General features: G+C 70.5%; 14 protein-coding genes. All 14 read left to right on the top strand.

What is annotated here, in order from left to right; translation table 11 throughout:
* Positions 1-68 precede the first annotated feature (68 nt).
* The 14 genes from ACIBJF_RS01460 to ACIBJF_RS01395 all read left to right on the top strand — a co-directional run bounded on the left by ACIBJF_RS01460 (position 69) and on the right by ACIBJF_RS01395 (position 13,779).
* Positions 69-1,079, top strand: a complete 1,011-nt coding sequence (locus ACIBJF_RS01460; protein ID WP_399171603.1) for an FKBP-type peptidyl-prolyl cis-trans isomerase — start codon at positions 69-71, stop codon at positions 1,077-1,079.
* A 111-nt stretch (positions 1,080-1,190) separates the two neighbouring features.
* Positions 1,191-1,562 carry an FKBP-type peptidyl-prolyl cis-trans isomerase gene (locus ACIBJF_RS01455; RefSeq protein WP_351804217.1) on the top strand — a complete coding sequence of 124 codons (372 nt, stop codon included), beginning with the start codon at positions 1,191-1,193 and terminating at the stop codon, positions 1,560-1,562.
* A 182-nt stretch (positions 1,563-1,744) separates the two neighbouring features.
* On the top strand, positions 1,745-2,698 hold the full coding sequence (locus ACIBJF_RS01450; protein WP_399171602.1) for a helix-turn-helix transcriptional regulator: 954 nt from the start codon (positions 1,745-1,747) through the stop codon (positions 2,696-2,698).
* 15 nt (positions 2,699-2,713) lie between these two features.
* A complete protein-coding gene (locus tag ACIBJF_RS01445) occupies positions 2,714-3,718 on the top strand; it encodes a helix-turn-helix transcriptional regulator (RefSeq protein WP_399171601.1) in 1,005 nt (334 codons plus the stop codon).
* Between the two features lie 152 nt (positions 3,719-3,870).
* Positions 3,871-4,131 (top strand): hypothetical protein, encoded by a 261-nt coding sequence (locus ACIBJF_RS01440; RefSeq protein WP_351804488.1) that lies wholly within the window; start codon positions 3,871-3,873, stop codon positions 4,129-4,131.
* A gap of 10 nt (positions 4,132-4,141) precedes the next feature.
* On the top strand, positions 4,142-4,336 hold the full coding sequence (locus tag ACIBJF_RS01435; RefSeq protein WP_399171600.1) for a hypothetical protein: 195 nt from the start codon (positions 4,142-4,144) through the stop codon (positions 4,334-4,336).
* A 259-nt stretch (positions 4,337-4,595) separates the two neighbouring features.
* Positions 4,596-4,874 (top strand): Sec-independent protein translocase subunit TatA, encoded by a 279-nt coding sequence (gene tatA / locus ACIBJF_RS01430; protein WP_399171599.1) that lies wholly within the window; start codon positions 4,596-4,598, stop codon positions 4,872-4,874.
* Between the two features lie 47 nt (positions 4,875-4,921).
* Positions 4,922-5,872, top strand: a complete 951-nt coding sequence (tatC, locus tag ACIBJF_RS01425) for a twin-arginine translocase subunit TatC (RefSeq protein ID WP_351804227.1) — start codon at positions 4,922-4,924, stop codon at positions 5,870-5,872.
* An 85-nt stretch (positions 5,873-5,957) separates the two neighbouring features.
* Positions 5,958-8,810: a DEAD/DEAH box helicase gene (locus ACIBJF_RS01420; RefSeq protein ID WP_399171598.1), complete on the top strand. Its 2,853-nt coding sequence runs from the start codon at positions 5,958-5,960 to the stop codon at positions 8,808-8,810.
* A 361-nt stretch (positions 8,811-9,171) separates the two neighbouring features.
* Positions 9,172-10,839 (top strand): ATP-binding protein, encoded by a 1,668-nt coding sequence (locus ACIBJF_RS01415; protein ID WP_399171597.1) that lies wholly within the window; start codon positions 9,172-9,174, stop codon positions 10,837-10,839.
* On the top strand, positions 10,836-11,240 hold the full coding sequence (locus tag ACIBJF_RS01410; protein WP_399171596.1) for a roadblock/LC7 domain-containing protein: 405 nt from the start codon (positions 10,836-10,838) through the stop codon (positions 11,238-11,240). The genes ACIBJF_RS01415 and ACIBJF_RS01410 overlap by 4 nt, the downstream gene beginning before the upstream one ends.
* Complete coding sequence (locus ACIBJF_RS01405; RefSeq protein WP_351804235.1) at positions 11,237-11,659, top strand: DUF742 domain-containing protein; 423 nt, start codon at positions 11,237-11,239, stop codon at positions 11,657-11,659. Before ACIBJF_RS01410 ends, ACIBJF_RS01405 begins: the two co-directional genes overlap by 4 nt.
* Complete coding sequence (locus ACIBJF_RS01400; protein ID WP_399171595.1) at positions 11,640-12,260, top strand: GTP-binding protein; 621 nt, start codon at positions 11,640-11,642, stop codon at positions 12,258-12,260. Before ACIBJF_RS01405 ends, ACIBJF_RS01400 begins: the two co-directional genes overlap by 20 nt.
* 46 nt (positions 12,261-12,306) lie before the next feature.
* The gene (locus tag ACIBJF_RS01395) at positions 12,307-13,779 is read left to right on the top strand and encodes a cytochrome P450 (protein WP_399171594.1); all 1,473 of its coding nucleotides are present in this window, start codon (positions 12,307-12,309) and stop codon (positions 13,777-13,779) included.
* Positions 13,780-13,818: the final 39 nt, after the last annotated feature.

Below are 13,818 nucleotides of genomic sequence, written 5' to 3'. Positions count from 1 at the left end.
GCGCCCTTCTCGCGTCGTAGAGTTGCGCGCACGCCATCCGCAAGATCGATCGATTACGAGGCTCTTCCGTGCGCCGACGTTCACTTCTCCTCGCCGCCGTTCCCGCAGGACTGGTCACGCTCGCCGGATGCGGTGACGGCAAGTCCGGCTCCAGCAAGGCCGGTGTCTCGCCGTCGCCGTCGCCGTCGGTGTCGACGGTGCCTCCGCCGAAGATCGTGGACGGGCCGTTGCCGGCGATCACGGCGGGCACGAAGTTCGGTGAGAAGCCGACCGTGGCCAAGGGGCCGGGTGAGCCGTCGAAGAACCTGGCGGTGAAGACGGTGATCGCGGGCAGTGGTCGTACGGTCGCGGAGAACGACTTCATCCAGGCGAACTACCTGGGTCAGATCTGGGACACGGGCAAGGTCTTCGACAACTCCTACGACCGTAAGCGTCCGCTGGTGATGCAGTTGGCCCAGGGCAGCATCATCGACGGCTGGCGGTATGGGCTGGCGGGGAGGAAGACGGGCAGCCGGGTGCTGATGGCGGTGCCGCCGACCTGGGGTTACGGCACGTCGGGCAATGCGCAGGCGGGTATCAAGGGCACGGACACGCTGGTGTTCGTCGTCGACCTGATCGATTCGTTCAACTCCAAGAGCTCGGCCAAGGGCCGGGTGGTCGCGCAGGGCGACGCCGCGCTGCCCAAGGTGGCCACGAACACCGACGGCAATGTCCCGAAGGTGACCATCCCGAAGACGGACCCGCCGAAGAAGCTGGTGTCGACATATGTCCTGGAGGGCGACGGCCCGGAGGTGAAGGCGGACCAGACGGTGCTGTGCCAGTTCCAGGGGCTGGTGTGGGACGGCGGCAAGACCTTCCAGCGGACGTACGGCTCGGGCCGGCTGAGCCAGTTCGGGCTGGAGCAGATGCAGCAGGCGGTCAAGGGCCTGGCGCAGGGTCTGGTGGGCAAGAAGGTGGGCAGCCGGGTGCTGATCGTGGTGCCGCCGGAGCTGGGTTACGGCGACACTCCGCCGAGCGGTGGTGTCATCAAGAAGGGTTCGACGCTGGTGTTCACGGTGGACATCCTCGCGGCGATGTAGCCGGTGCCGTCCCTCGCGGGCGCAGGAAGCCGGTGTCCCTGGCGGGCGGCGGGCCTGCGGAGATGAAAGACTGTCCGCGTTTCGTGTCGTACACACGCAGGAGCTTTTGACGTGAACATCGAGAAGCCCGAGATCGACTTCCCGGGCGGCGAGCCCCCGGCGGACCTCGAGATCAAGGACATCTGGGAGGGCGACGGGCCGGTCGCGCAGGCGGGCCAGAACGTCACCGTGCACTACGTGGGTGTCGCCTTCAGCACCGGCGAGGAGTTCGACGCCAGCTGGAACCGTGGCACTCCGTTCCGCTTCCCGCTGGGTGCGGGCCGGGTCATCGCGGGCTGGGACCAGGGTGTGCAGGGCATGAAGGTCGGCGGCCGTCGCCAGCTGACCATCCCGGCCCACCTGGCCTACGGCAACCAGAGCCCGACCCCGGCGATCAAGCCGGGCGAGACGCTGATCTTCGTGGTGGACCTGCTGGGCGTCTGATCGCCTGCGCGACGCCCTTCTGATCCACACCTGATCCACACCTGGTCGACCGGCCGTATCCGACCGGTTCCGATCACCTGGGGCCCATGCCTGCTCGGGCATGGGCCCTCGGCTTTTGCCACCGCACCCCGGAGCGGTACGGTCATCGGTCGGAAGCACCATAGGAAAGGCGAAGGGCGTCGATGGCCATTGCCAAGGCCGAGCGGCTGATGAACCTCGCGCTGTGTCTGCTCGGCACACGGCGGCCACTCAGCAAGCGCGAGCTGCGGGAGTCCATCGAGGCCTACCTGGAGGCGGGCTCGGACGACTCCTTCAACCGGATGTTCGAGCGGGACAAGGACGATCTGCGCGAGCTGGGGCTGGTCATCGCGACCGTGGAGAACCTCGACGGCGAGGTCGGCTACCTGGCCCGCCGCGACAGCAACCGGCTGCCGCCGATCACCCTGGACGCCGAGGAGGCCGCGGCGCTCGGTCTCGCCGCGAAGGTGTGGCAGCAGGCCCGCCTCGCCGGCGCGGCCAGCGGTGCCCTGCAGAAGCTGCGCGCCGCGGGGCTCCCCGAGGACGTCGACCCCTACGAGGCGCACGGCGCCCTGGAGCCGCGCATCCCGGTGCACGAGGCCGCCTTCGAGCCGCTGATGCTGGCCTGCCGGGACCGCCGCCCGGTCGTCTTCGACTACCGCAAGGCCTCCGCCGCCCGCCCCGAGCCCCGGCATGTGGAGCCGTGGGCGCTGGAGTGCTGGCGCGGGCACTGGTACCTGGCCGGTTACGACCGGGACCGGGGCGCCGAGCGGGTCTTCCGGCTCTCCCGGATCACCGGCCGGGTCCGCTCGCGCGGTACGGGCTTCACCGCCCCGGTGCCCGACGTCGTCACCGTGCGCGAGACCGTGGCGAGCTGGGCGGGGGAGATCGCCGACGGTACGGCGCTGATCCGGCTGCGCGCCGGGGCCGGTTACCCCCTTCGGGCGAAGGCCGGCAGGGTGCGGGAACTCGGCGACGGCTGGGACGAGTTGGAGATTCCGTACGGGCACGGCCTGGACGCCTGGCTGGTGGAGTTCGGGCCGGACGTGGTGGTTGTGGAGCCGGCCGAGCTGCGCGCGGACGTGGTGGACCGGCTGCGTGCCGTGGCCAAGGGCTGAGGGGGGAGCAGGACTGTGGCAGGCAAACCGGTCAGGCCCGTGAACGCCATCGACCAGACCCGGCGGATGCTCTCCCTGGTGACCTACCTCAGGGAGCGCCCCGGCGCCCGGATCGCGGATGTCGCGCGCGCCTTCGGCATCACCGAGGACGAGCTGGTCGCCGACCTCGATCTGCTGCCGATGTGCGGCACCAGCTTCCGCGGCGGTGATCTGCTGGACATCGACACCGACGGCGAGCGGATCTGGTGGCACAACCCGGCCGCGCTGGGCGAGGAGGCGGCCGAGCCGCTGAGGCTGGCCGCCGACGAGGCCACCGCGCTGCTGGTGGCCGCCCGGGCCGTCTCGACCCTGCCGGGCCTGCGCGAGGGCGACCGTCAGGCCCTGCTGCGGGCCACGGCGAAGGTGGAGGCCGCCGCCGGTGAGGCGGCCGGCGCCAGCGCACGGCTGTCGGTGACCTTCGAGTCCGAGGGCGGGGTCTTCGCCGATGTCGACCGGGCGATCTCCGAGCGCCGCCGGCTGTGGATCCGCTACTACTCCCCGTCCCGCGACGAGGTCACCGAGCGCGAGATCGACCCGATCCGCCTGGTCAGCGTCGGCCACACCTATGTCGAGGCCTGGTGCCGCCGCTCCGAGGCGCGGCGCACCTTCCGGCTCGACCGGGTCGCGGAGATCCGGATCCTGGACGAGCCGTCCGCGCCGCCCGAGATAGAGCTGCGCGACCTCTCCGAGGCCCTGGTGCAGCCGGCCGCCGAGGACCCGGAGGTCGTGGTCGAGGTCGGCCCGGGCGGCCGCTGGGTGGCCGAGTACTACCCGCACGACAGCGCCGATGAGCTTCCCGACGGCGGGCTGCGTATCACTCTGCGCACCCCCGATCCGGCCTCCCTGCGCCGGCTGGCACTGCGGCTCGGCGCCGACGGCCGGATCGTCTCCCCACCGGAGCTGGCCGAGAGCGCGCGCAGAGCGGCCGCCGAGGCGCTGGCCGCGTACGACGCGGCGCAACCGGAGAGCGCCGGGGCGTGAGCGGGCGCCCCGCAAGGGGCGTGGGGCCGTGTGTGACATGCGGCTCCGCCGCGACGGTGCGACCGGCCACGACGGCGCCGTGGACGAGGACGGCGATCGCCGGCGAACGACCAGGACAAGGAGCGAGGGCTGTGAGCGAGCGTGCGGGTGAGATGACGGTGGCGGCCGCCTTCGCCGGGATGCGGAGAGTGGTCCCCGTGGTGTTCAGGGCGGGCTGCCCGGACTGCCGGGGCCGCTTCGAGCTCGCCGCGAGCGCGCTGCGCCTGGCCATCGGGGCCACCAGCCGGACGACGTTCTATTCCTTCACCTGCCCCGAGTGCGGGGCGGCCGTCCGCAAGCCCGCCGGGGAGCGCATCGTCGAACTGCTCACCGGCGGCGGGGTCCGCACGCTGCGGCTGCACACGACGGTCTAGTCTCGACCTCATGTTCTGGCCGATGTTCGCGGTAGCGATGGGTTTTCTGGGTCTCGCGGTGCTGGGGGTGCTCGCCGTCCGGGTCTTCCTGGAGGCACGGCGTCTCGGGCAGCAGGTCGCGGACTCCGCGCGCCGGATCAACCGGGCGGCCGAGGACCTGGAGCGGGCCGCGGTCAGCGCGGCCCGGGCCGTGGACGCGGTCTGAGCGGCGTCCGGCGATGCCGGTGTGTCCTGCGAGGCAAGCGCTTTGCGTCACTTCGCCCTGTCATGCTGCCCATGGGGACAGGTACGCTGCTTGTCGCGGTGCGGAGAACGAGGCCCGCGTCGTGGACCGGGCGTACGCACGGGGATTGCCTCACGTTTACCCCTGAGCGTTACGATCGCTGTCAGCACGACCATCGGACACATGTCCGACCGGTCGGACAGCACCCACCCCAGCCGCCTCGGTGAGAAGGTAAAGACTTATGTTCGGAAGGCTCGGAGCCCCCGAGATCATTCTCATCCTCGTCGTCATCGTCCTGCTGTTCGGCGCGAAGAAGCTTCCGGACATGGCTCGCTCGCTCGGCAAGTCCGCGCGCATCCTCAAGAGCGAGGCCAAGGCGATGAAGGAGGAGTCCACCGCCTCCGCCCAGGCGCCCGCCTCCAACGAGCAGCCTTCGGCGCAGCGCACCATCCAGGCGGCCCCCGGTGACGTGTCCAGCTCGCGGCCGGTCAACGAGCCGACGGACACCACCCAGCGCTGACGCAGGGCCGGAAATCCCCGGCCTCCCGCACGAGATGAGGACGTGGGTTGCTCAAGTCCGCCCGCAAGAAGGAGAAGGATCCCGAGGGGCGCATGCCCCTTGCGGATCATCTTCGTGAGCTCCGCAACCGGCTCGCGAAGGCGCTGCTGGCCATCGTCATCGTCACGATCGTCGCCGCCTTCTTCTACAACGACATCATCAACTTCCTGACCAAGCCGATCCTCGACTCGGTCGGTTGCGCAGAGACCTTCGAACAGCTGGCGAAGGCCAAGAACAGCCACCAGTGTGCGGAGATCACCATCAACGGGCTGCTCGCCCCGTTCACGCTGGCCCTCCAGGTCTCGCTGATGGCGGGCGTCGTCGCCGCGTCGCCGATCTGGCTCTACCAGCTGTGGGCGTTCGTCGCGCCTGGCCTGCACCGGCACGAGAAGAAGTACGCCTACGCCTTCGTCTTCACCGGTGCCCCGCTGTTCTTCGCCGGCGCGTTCTTCGCGTACAAGGTGCTGCCCACCACCGCGAAGGTGCTGATCGACTTCACGCCGAACGGCAACATCAAGAACCTGCTGCCGCTGGACGACCTGCTCCAGCTGGTCACGCGCATGGTGATCGTCTTCGGTCTCTCCTTCGAGCTGCCGCTGCTGCTGATCATGCTCAATCTCACCGGGGTGCTGAGCGGCAAGCGCATGCTCGGCTGGTGGCGCGCGATGATCCTGGGCATCACGGTCTTCGCGGCCGTGGCCACGCCCAGCACCGACCCGCTCTCCATGCTGGCCCTCGCCGGACCGATCTGGGTGCTGTACTTCGGCGCGGTGCTGTTCTCCCTGGCGAACGACAAGCGCAAGCGCCGCCGCGAGGCCGCGGGTCCCGCCGACGACGAGGCCTCCGAGCTGGACCTCACCCCCGAGGACATCGGCGAGATCGAGCCCGTCGCGGCCAGCCGGGCCCTGCCCGAGCAGGCGGGCACGGACCGGGTCAACGGCTACGACGACGTGACCTGAGCTGGCCCCTCACCGCAGCACGCCGGATGCCCCCGCCCTGATGGACGGGGGCGTCCGGCTTTGTCGATCAGCCCACTTCCGGATAATGATCGTCCTGTTGTCAGTGGGGCCCGGTACGCTCGAAAGCACGATGACAGAGGACCTCTCTCCGGCCGAGCGGTACGCGGCAGCCCGCAGGCGGGCAGCCGAGCAGGCCACCGCGCTCGCGTCCTTCCGCGAGATGTACGACTTCGGCCTCGACCCCTTCCAGATCGAGGCCTGCCAGGCACTCGAGGAGGGAAAGGGCGTACTGGTGGCCGCCCCCACCGGCTCGGGCAAGACGATCGTGGGCGAGTTCGCCGTCCACCTCGCCCTGCAGCAGGGCAAGAAGTGCTTCTACACGACACCCATCAAGGCGCTGTCGAACCAGAAGTACGCCGACCTGTGCCGTCGCTACGGCACCGGCAAGGTCGGCCTGCTCACCGGCGACAACAGCGTGAACTCCGACGCCCCGGTGGTCGTGATGACCACCGAGGTCCTGCGGAACATGCTCTACGCCGGCTCCCAGACCCTCCTCGGCCTCGGCTATGTGGTCATGGACGAGGTGCACTACCTCTCCGACCGCTTCCGCGGCGCCGTCTGGGAAGAGGTGATCATCCACCTCCCCGAGTCGGTGACCCTGGTGTCACTGTCCGCGACCGTGTCCAACGCCGAGGAGTTCGGTGACTGGCTGGACACCGTCCGCGGCGACACCGAGGTGATCGTCGCCGAGCACCGGCCCGTGCCGCTGTTCCAGCACGTCCTCGCCGGGCGGAGGATGTACGACCTGTTCGAGGAGGGCGAGGGCCACAAGAAGGCCGTCAACCCCGACCTCGTCCGCCTCGCCCGCATGGAGGCGACCCGGCCGTCGTACCAGGACCGCAGACGCGGCCGCGCGATACGCGAGGCCGACCGCGAGCGCGAGCGCAGACAGCGCTCGCGCGTGTGGACACCGGGCCGGCCCGAGGTCATCGAGCGCCTCGACTCCGAGGGGCTGCTCCCGGCCATCACCTTCATCTTCAGCCGCGCCGCCTGCGAGGCCGCCGTCCAGCAGTGCCTGTACGCGGGCCTGAGGCTGAACGACGAGGAGGCGCGGGAACAGGTCCGCGCCCTGGTCGAGGAGCGCACCGCGCACATCGCGCCGGAGGACCTGCACGTCCTCGGCTACTACGAGTGGCTGGAGGGCCTGGAGCGCGGCATCGCCGCCCACCACGCGGGCATGCTGCCGACGTTCAAGGAAGTCGTCGAGGAGCTGTTCGTACGCGGCCTGGTCAAGGCGGTGTTCGCCACCGAGACCCTCGCGCTCGGCATCAACATGCCCGCCCGCTCGGTGGTGCTGGAGAAGCTCGTCAAGTGGAACGGCGAGCAGCACGCCGACATCACGCCGGGCGAGTACACCCAGCTGACCGGCCGCGCCGGCCGCCGGGGCATCGACATCGAGGGCCACGCGGTCGTGCTGTGGCAGCGCGGTATGAGCCCCGAGCACCTCGCCGGCCTCGCCGGCACCCGCACCTACCCGCTGCGCTCCAGCTTCAAGCCGTCGTACAACATGGCGGTCAACCTGGTCGAGCAGTTCGGCCGGCACCGCTCGCGCGAGCTGCTGGAGACCTCCTTCGCGCAGTTCCAGGCCGACAAGTCGGTCGTCGGGATCTCCCGGCAGGTGCAGCGCAACGAGGAGGGCCTGGCCGGCTACAAGGCCTCCATGACCTGCCACCTCGGCGACTTCGAGGAGTACGCGCGCCTGCGCCGCGAGCTGAAGGACCGGGAGACCGAGCTGGCCCGGCAGGGCGCCAACCAGCGGCGCGCCGAGGCCGCCAGCGCCCTGGAGAGGCTGCGGCCCGGCGACGTCATCCACGTCCCCACGGGCAAGTACGCCGGTCTGGCCCTGGTGCTGGACCCCGGTCTGCCCGCCGGCCGCTCCAACGGCCACCGCGGCCTGGACCACCTCGACGGTCCGCGCCCGCTGGTGCTGACCGCCGAACGGCAGGTCAAGCGGCTGGCGTCGATGGACTTCCCGGTGCCGGTCGAGCCGCTGGACCGGATGCGCATCCCGAAGTCCTTCAACCCGCGCTCGCCGCAGTCCCGCAGGGACCTCGCCTCCGCGCTGCGCACCAAGGCCGGGCACATCCCGCCGGAGCGGGCCCGCAAGAAGCGCTCGCAGGCCGCCGACGACCGCGAGATCGCCCGGCTGCGGACCGCGATCCGCGCCCATCCCTGCCATGGCTGCAACGACCGTGAGGACCACGCCCGTTGGGCCGAGCGCTACCACCGGCTGCTGCGCGACACCTCCCAGCTGGAGCGCCGCATCGAGGGCCGTACGAACACCATCGCACGGACCTTCGACCGGATCGTGGCCCTGCTGACCGAGCTGGACTACCTGCGCGGCAACGACGTCACCGAGCACGGCAAGCGCCTGGCCCGGCTGTACGGCGAACTCGACCTGCTGGCCAGCGAATGCCTGCGCGAGCGCGTCTGGGAGGGGCTCAGCCCGGCCGAACTCGCCGCCTGTGTCTCGGCGTTGGTGTACGAGGCGCGGGTCGGCGACGACGCGATGGCGCCCAAGCTGCCCTCCGGCAAGGCGAAGGCCGCGCTTAGCGAGATGGTCCGGATCTGGGGCCGGCTGGACGGTCTGGAGGAGGAGTTCCGGATCAACCAGACCGAGGGCGTCGGGCAGCGCGAGCCGGACCTCGGCTTCGCCTGGGCCGCGTACATGTGGGCCTCGGGCAAGGGACTGGACGAGGTGCTGCGCGAGGCGGACATGCCCGCGGGCGACTTCGTGCGGTGGTGCAAGCAGGTCATCGACGTACTGGGCCAGATCTCGGCCGCGGCCCCCGTGGAGGGGTCGACCGTGGCGAAGGCGGCGCGCAAGGCCGTCGACCAGTTGCTGCGGGGAGTTGTCGCCTACTCCTCGGTGGGGTGACCGCCGCTACCACCGTCGGGGTGATCCGTCCCTGACGGTGGCCCGGAGGTCAGGGGGCGTACGAGCCGTTCACCCATCACGGTGAGCGGCTTTCGTACGCCTGTACGCCATCACCCACCGTGTTCGAACGAATGCCCGGCGTGCAAATGGAGCCGAGCGTACTCCTGTCACACGGGCGATTTCAGGTGCTTGCCGAATATGACACGGCGATGATCCGGTCGGACTAAGCTCGCCCGCGGCGCACCGAGTTGAGGTGAATTCGTGCGTCTGTTCCCAAACATGAGACAAATCACGACAGTTCCATGAACCTTCCCCGCACAAGCTCCCCCGACACCCAGCCGATTCGTCCCAGAAGGCATCCATGGTGAGTGTTCAGAAGCCTCCCGGTGGCCGTGAACGTCCCTACGCACGCGTGCTGTTGCCGCCGGCCATATTGATGGTCGCCGCGACCGGTGCGGCCGTCGCCCTGGGTCCGGCGTCGGCCCGGATCGCCGTCGGCGTGGTCGGGGCCGTGGCCCTGCTGCTGATCCTGGTCACCGGCGCGGAGGCCGCCCGCCGCGGCCGCAGGCTCCGTGAGGAACAGGCCGAGCACGCCCGTCACACCGCGTCCCTGGAGCACCGGCTCGCCGCCCACGACGATCTGATCGGGCGCTTCGCGTCCGACGTCATCCCCCACGGCCATCTGCGGCTGCGGGCCGGAGAACCGCTGCGGGACGTGATGGTCAACGGCTACGACGTCGACCCCGAACTGCGCGGCCTGCCCGACTCCTACCGCGAGTTGTTCCGCGCCGCGATGCGCGGAGCCGAGCGCGAGATCAACATGCGCGACGCCACCGAGCAGTCCTTCGTGAGCATCGCCCGCCGCGTCCAGGCCATCGTCCACCAGCAGTCCAACGAACTGCGGGAGATGGAGGAGGACCACGGCCGCAACCCCGAGGTCTTCGACGACCTGCTGCGCATCGACCACGGCACCTCGCTGATCGGCCGGCTCGCCGACACCATCTCCGTCCTCGGCGGCGGCCGTCCCGGCCGCCAGTGGCCGCTGCCGGTCTCCCTCTACAGCACGCTGCGCGGCGCCATGTCGCGCATCCTGGAGTACCGCCGCATCCAGCTGAACTCCATCGTCAACATCAACATCAAGGGCACCTCCGTCGAGCCGGTCATCCACGCCGCCGCCGAGCTCTTCGACAACGCCACCCGCTACTCGCCGCCCACGGCCAAGGTGCACGTCACCGCCACCGAGGTGCAGACCGGCATCGCCATCGAGATCGAGGACGCCGGCGTCAGCCTCAGCGAGGAGTCCCGCGCCCGCATCGAGAAGATGATCGAGGACGCCAAGAACCTCGACGACGCCCACAACCTCGGCGAGAACCCGCGCCTCGGCCTCGCCGTCGTCGGCCGCCTGTGCAAGATGTTCGACATGGAGGTCTCGCTGCGGGCCTCCGCCTACGGCGGCTGCCGCGCGATCCTCGTCGTACCGCGCGTGATGACCACCACCGAGCCCGGTGTCGGTGCCGCCCACGGCATCGGTGCCACCGGCACGCCCATCCCCGCGCTCGGCGCGGTCGAGGGCCCCAAGCGCCCGCCGAAGCGGCGCCGTCCCACCAGCCCCAAGATCCCGGCCGGGATCTCCATGGAGGACGACGCCCCGGTGGTCACCGAGTGGACGGCGGGCGGCCTGCCGCAGCGCCGCAGCCGGATGAAGACCCCGATCAGCCAGCGATTCGCCGAGCAGGCCGAGGTCGAGCAGGCCGAGCGCGAGGGCAGGCCCAGCATCTGGTCGCAGCCCAAGCCCGAACGGGAGCCCGAGATGGACCCCGAGCGCAAGAAGCTCATGGAGCGGCCGCTCGGTCAGGGGATCGAGGACTTCTGGAACGGCCTGCGCAAGGGCATGCCCGAGGGCGCCACCGGGCCCGAACTGACCGACTTCACCAGGCACCCGGAAAAGTACGTGCACCTGCTCAACGACTATGCGGACGAGCCCGTCGAGGGCACCACCGAGGCCGACGACGAGGGGGACCTCAAGTGATCCAGCAGCGAGGCAACATCGACTGGATGCTCAAGCAGCTCAACGACGGCGTGCCGGGCATCGAGATGATCGTGGTCCTCTCCTCGGACGGACTGCGCATCGCCCGATACGGCGGCGATCCCGACGCCGCCGACCGGGTGGCCGCCGCCTGCGCGGGCGTGCAGAGCCTGGCCGGCGCCATCATCAAGGAGCTCCCCGGCGCCGGCGACATGCAGGTCGTCGTCTTCGAGATCGACGGCGGCTACTTCTACCTCATGAACGCCGGCGACAACGCCTACCTCGCCGTCCTCGCCGACGTGACCTGCGAGCCGGGCCGGATGAGCGGCATGATGCGCGACCTCGTCGTCCGGATCGGCGCCCACCTCACCAGTCCGCCCCGGCGGAACGGGCAGAGCGTATGACTCCTCCGCGACGCAAACGGCGCGAGCCGAAGCCCCCGCCGCCTCCACAGCCGCAGCCCCCGGCGCCCAAGCCGGCGGACGGCGAGGCCGAACCCAAGAACCCCGAACGGCTGTACACCGTCGCCGGATCCGAGGACGGCGCACGCGCCGACCTCGACCTCGTGACGTTGATCGTGGCGCGCGACGCGCCCCAGATGGCCGCCTCACCGGAGCAGGCCGCGGTCCTGCGGCTCTGCGCCAACCCCCTGTCCGTGGCCGAACTCTCGGCCTATCTGAACCTGCCGTTCAGCGCGATGACCGTCCTGCTCACCGAGCTGATCACGGCCGAACTGGTGCAGGTGCGCGCCCCGGTCGTCCGCCGGGCGCTCCCCGACCGTTCACTCCTCGAAGCGGTGATGCATGGACTTCAACGGCTCTGACACCATCCCCGGACCACGCACCGAGGACCATCTGCCGCACACGGCCGAGACCGCGGTGAAGATCGTGATCGTGGGTGGCTTCGGTGTCGGCAAGACGACCATGGTCGGTTCCGTCAGCGACATCAGACCGCTGACCACCGAGGAGACCATGACCCAGGCCGGCATCGGCGTGGACGACAACTACGGTTCCGAGTCCAAGACGGCCACCACCGTGGCCATGGACTTCGGCCGCATCAGCATCACCGACAAGCTGGTGCTCTACCTCTTCGGCACCCCCGGCCAGGAGCGCTTCTGGTTCCTGTGGAACGGGCTGTTCGAGGGCGCGCTCGGCGCGGTCGTCCTCGTCGACACCCGGCGTCTGGAGGTCAGTTTCGACGTCATGGGCCGGCTGGAGGAGCGTGGCGTGCCCTTCGTCGTCGCCGTCAACTCCTTCCCGGACGCGCCCCGTTACCCGATCGAGGAACTGCGCACCGCGCTCGACCTGACCCCGGAGATCCCGATCATCGACTGCGACGTACGCCGCCGGGCCTCCAGCAAGGACGTGCTGATGACCCTGATGCGCTTCCTGCACTCGATCGCCCTCTCCCGCGCCCTCGCCTGATCCCAGGCCGACCGACCCCCACACCCTTTCGTTCCGGAGCGACACCGTGACGTCTGAATCCCCGTCCCTGACCGACACAGACCCCACCCCCGGACCCCCGCCGGGCTGCCCCGCGCACCGCCTGGGCCCCGGCGGACTGCACCGGCTCTACGGCCCCGACGCGGAGGACCTCGGCGCCCTCTACGAGCGGCTGCGGCAGGAGCACGGCCCCGTGGCGCCCGTGCTGCTGCACGACGACGTACCGATGTGGGTGGTCCTCGGGCACGCCGAGAACCAGCACCTGGTGCGCAGCCCCTCCGTGTACACCCGTGACAGCCGGATCTGGACCCCGCTGGTCGAGGGCATGGTCAAACCCGACCACCCGCTGATGCCGCACATCGCCTGGCAGCCGATCTGCTCGCACGCCGAGGGCGACGAGCACCAGCGGCTGCGCGCCGCGGTCACCGCGGCCATGGGCACCATCGACCATCGCACCGTGCGCCGCCACATCGGCCGCCACACCCAGGGCCTGGTCAACAGCTTCTGCGAACGCGGCCGGGCCGACCTGGTCTCCCAGTTCGCCGAGCATCTGCCGATGGCCGTCATGTGCGAGATCCTCGGCATGCCCGAGGAGTACAACGACCGGATGGTGCAGGCCGCCCGGGACGCCCTGAAGGGCACCGAGACCGCCATCCAGAGCCATGCCTACGTCATGGACGCGCTCAGCCGGCTCACCATGCGGCGCCGCGCCCGGCCCGCGGAGGACTTCACCAGCCACCTCGTCACCCACCCGGCCGGACTCAGCGACGACGAGGTCCGCGAACACCTGCGGCTCGTCCTCTTCGCGGCCTACGAGGCCACCGTGAACCTCCTCGCCAACGCGCTGCGCATGGTCCTCACCGAGCCGGGCTTCCGCGCCCAGCTCAACGGCGGCCAGATGACCGTGCCGGAGGCGATCGAGCAGTCCCTGTGGGACGAGCCGCCGTTCAGCACCGTCTTCGGCTACTACGCCAAGCAGGACACCGAGCTGGGCGGGCAGCGGATCCGCAAGGGCGACGGCCTGCTCTTCGCGCCCGCGCCGGGCAACCTCGACCCGCGCATCCGCCCCGACCTGTCCGCGAGCATGCAGGGCAACCGCTCCCACCTCGCCTTCGGCGGCGGCCCGCACGAGTGCCCCGGCCAGGACATCGGCCGCGCCATCGCCGACGTCGGCGTCGACGCGCTGCTGATCCGGCTGTCCGACATCCAGCTGGACTGTGCCGAGGAGGAGTTGCGCTGGCGTGCGTCCATCGCCTCCCGGCACCTGGTGTCCCTGCCGGTGCGCTTCGAGCCGAAGCTGCAGCAGGACGTCAACGTCCTGCCGAGGCCCGTGCCCGTCCCGCCGCAGCGCAGCCGGCCGTCCGGCGTCCCGGGCCCGGACCGGCCCGCGGTCGTCGAGTCCCGCCCCGCCGTGCCCTTCCCCGCGGCACCGGCACCGGCGCCGGCGGCGCGCCGTCAGGGCATGTGGCGGCGGCTGCTCAACTGGTGGCGGGGCGAGTAACCGCACCCGAAGCAGCGCCCCCTCGCCCCCTGCCGGGCG

Origin of the sequence: Streptomyces sp. NPDC050743, assembly GCF_044456925.1 — a bacterium.
Taxonomy (GTDB): domain Bacteria; phylum Actinomycetota; class Actinomycetes; order Streptomycetales; family Streptomycetaceae; genus Streptomyces.
This window is presented reverse-complemented; position numbering and strand designations above follow the sequence as displayed.

Coding starts and splice junctions, on each gene's coding strand:
- ACIBJF_RS01400 (WP_399171595.1), top strand. CDS start 11,640: ATGGACTTCAACGGCTCTGACACCATCCCCGGACCACGCACCGAGGAC.
- ACIBJF_RS01405 (WP_351804235.1), top strand. CDS start 11,237: ATGACTCCTCCGCGACGCAAACGGCGCGAGCCGAAGCCCCCGCCGCCT.
- ACIBJF_RS01450 (WP_399171602.1), top strand. CDS start 1,745: ATGGCCATTGCCAAGGCCGAGCGGCTGATGAACCTCGCGCTGTGTCTG.
- ACIBJF_RS01420 (WP_399171598.1), top strand. CDS start 5,958: ATGATCGTCCTGTTGTCAGTGGGGCCCGGTACGCTCGAAAGCACGATG.
- ACIBJF_RS01440 (WP_351804488.1), top strand. CDS start 3,871: ATGACGGTGGCGGCCGCCTTCGCCGGGATGCGGAGAGTGGTCCCCGTG.
- ACIBJF_RS01415 (WP_399171597.1), top strand. CDS start 9,172: ATGGTGAGTGTTCAGAAGCCTCCCGGTGGCCGTGAACGTCCCTACGCA.
- tatA (WP_399171599.1), top strand. CDS start 4,596: ATGTTCGGAAGGCTCGGAGCCCCCGAGATCATTCTCATCCTCGTCGTC.
- ACIBJF_RS01435 (WP_399171600.1), top strand. CDS start 4,142: ATGTTCTGGCCGATGTTCGCGGTAGCGATGGGTTTTCTGGGTCTCGCG.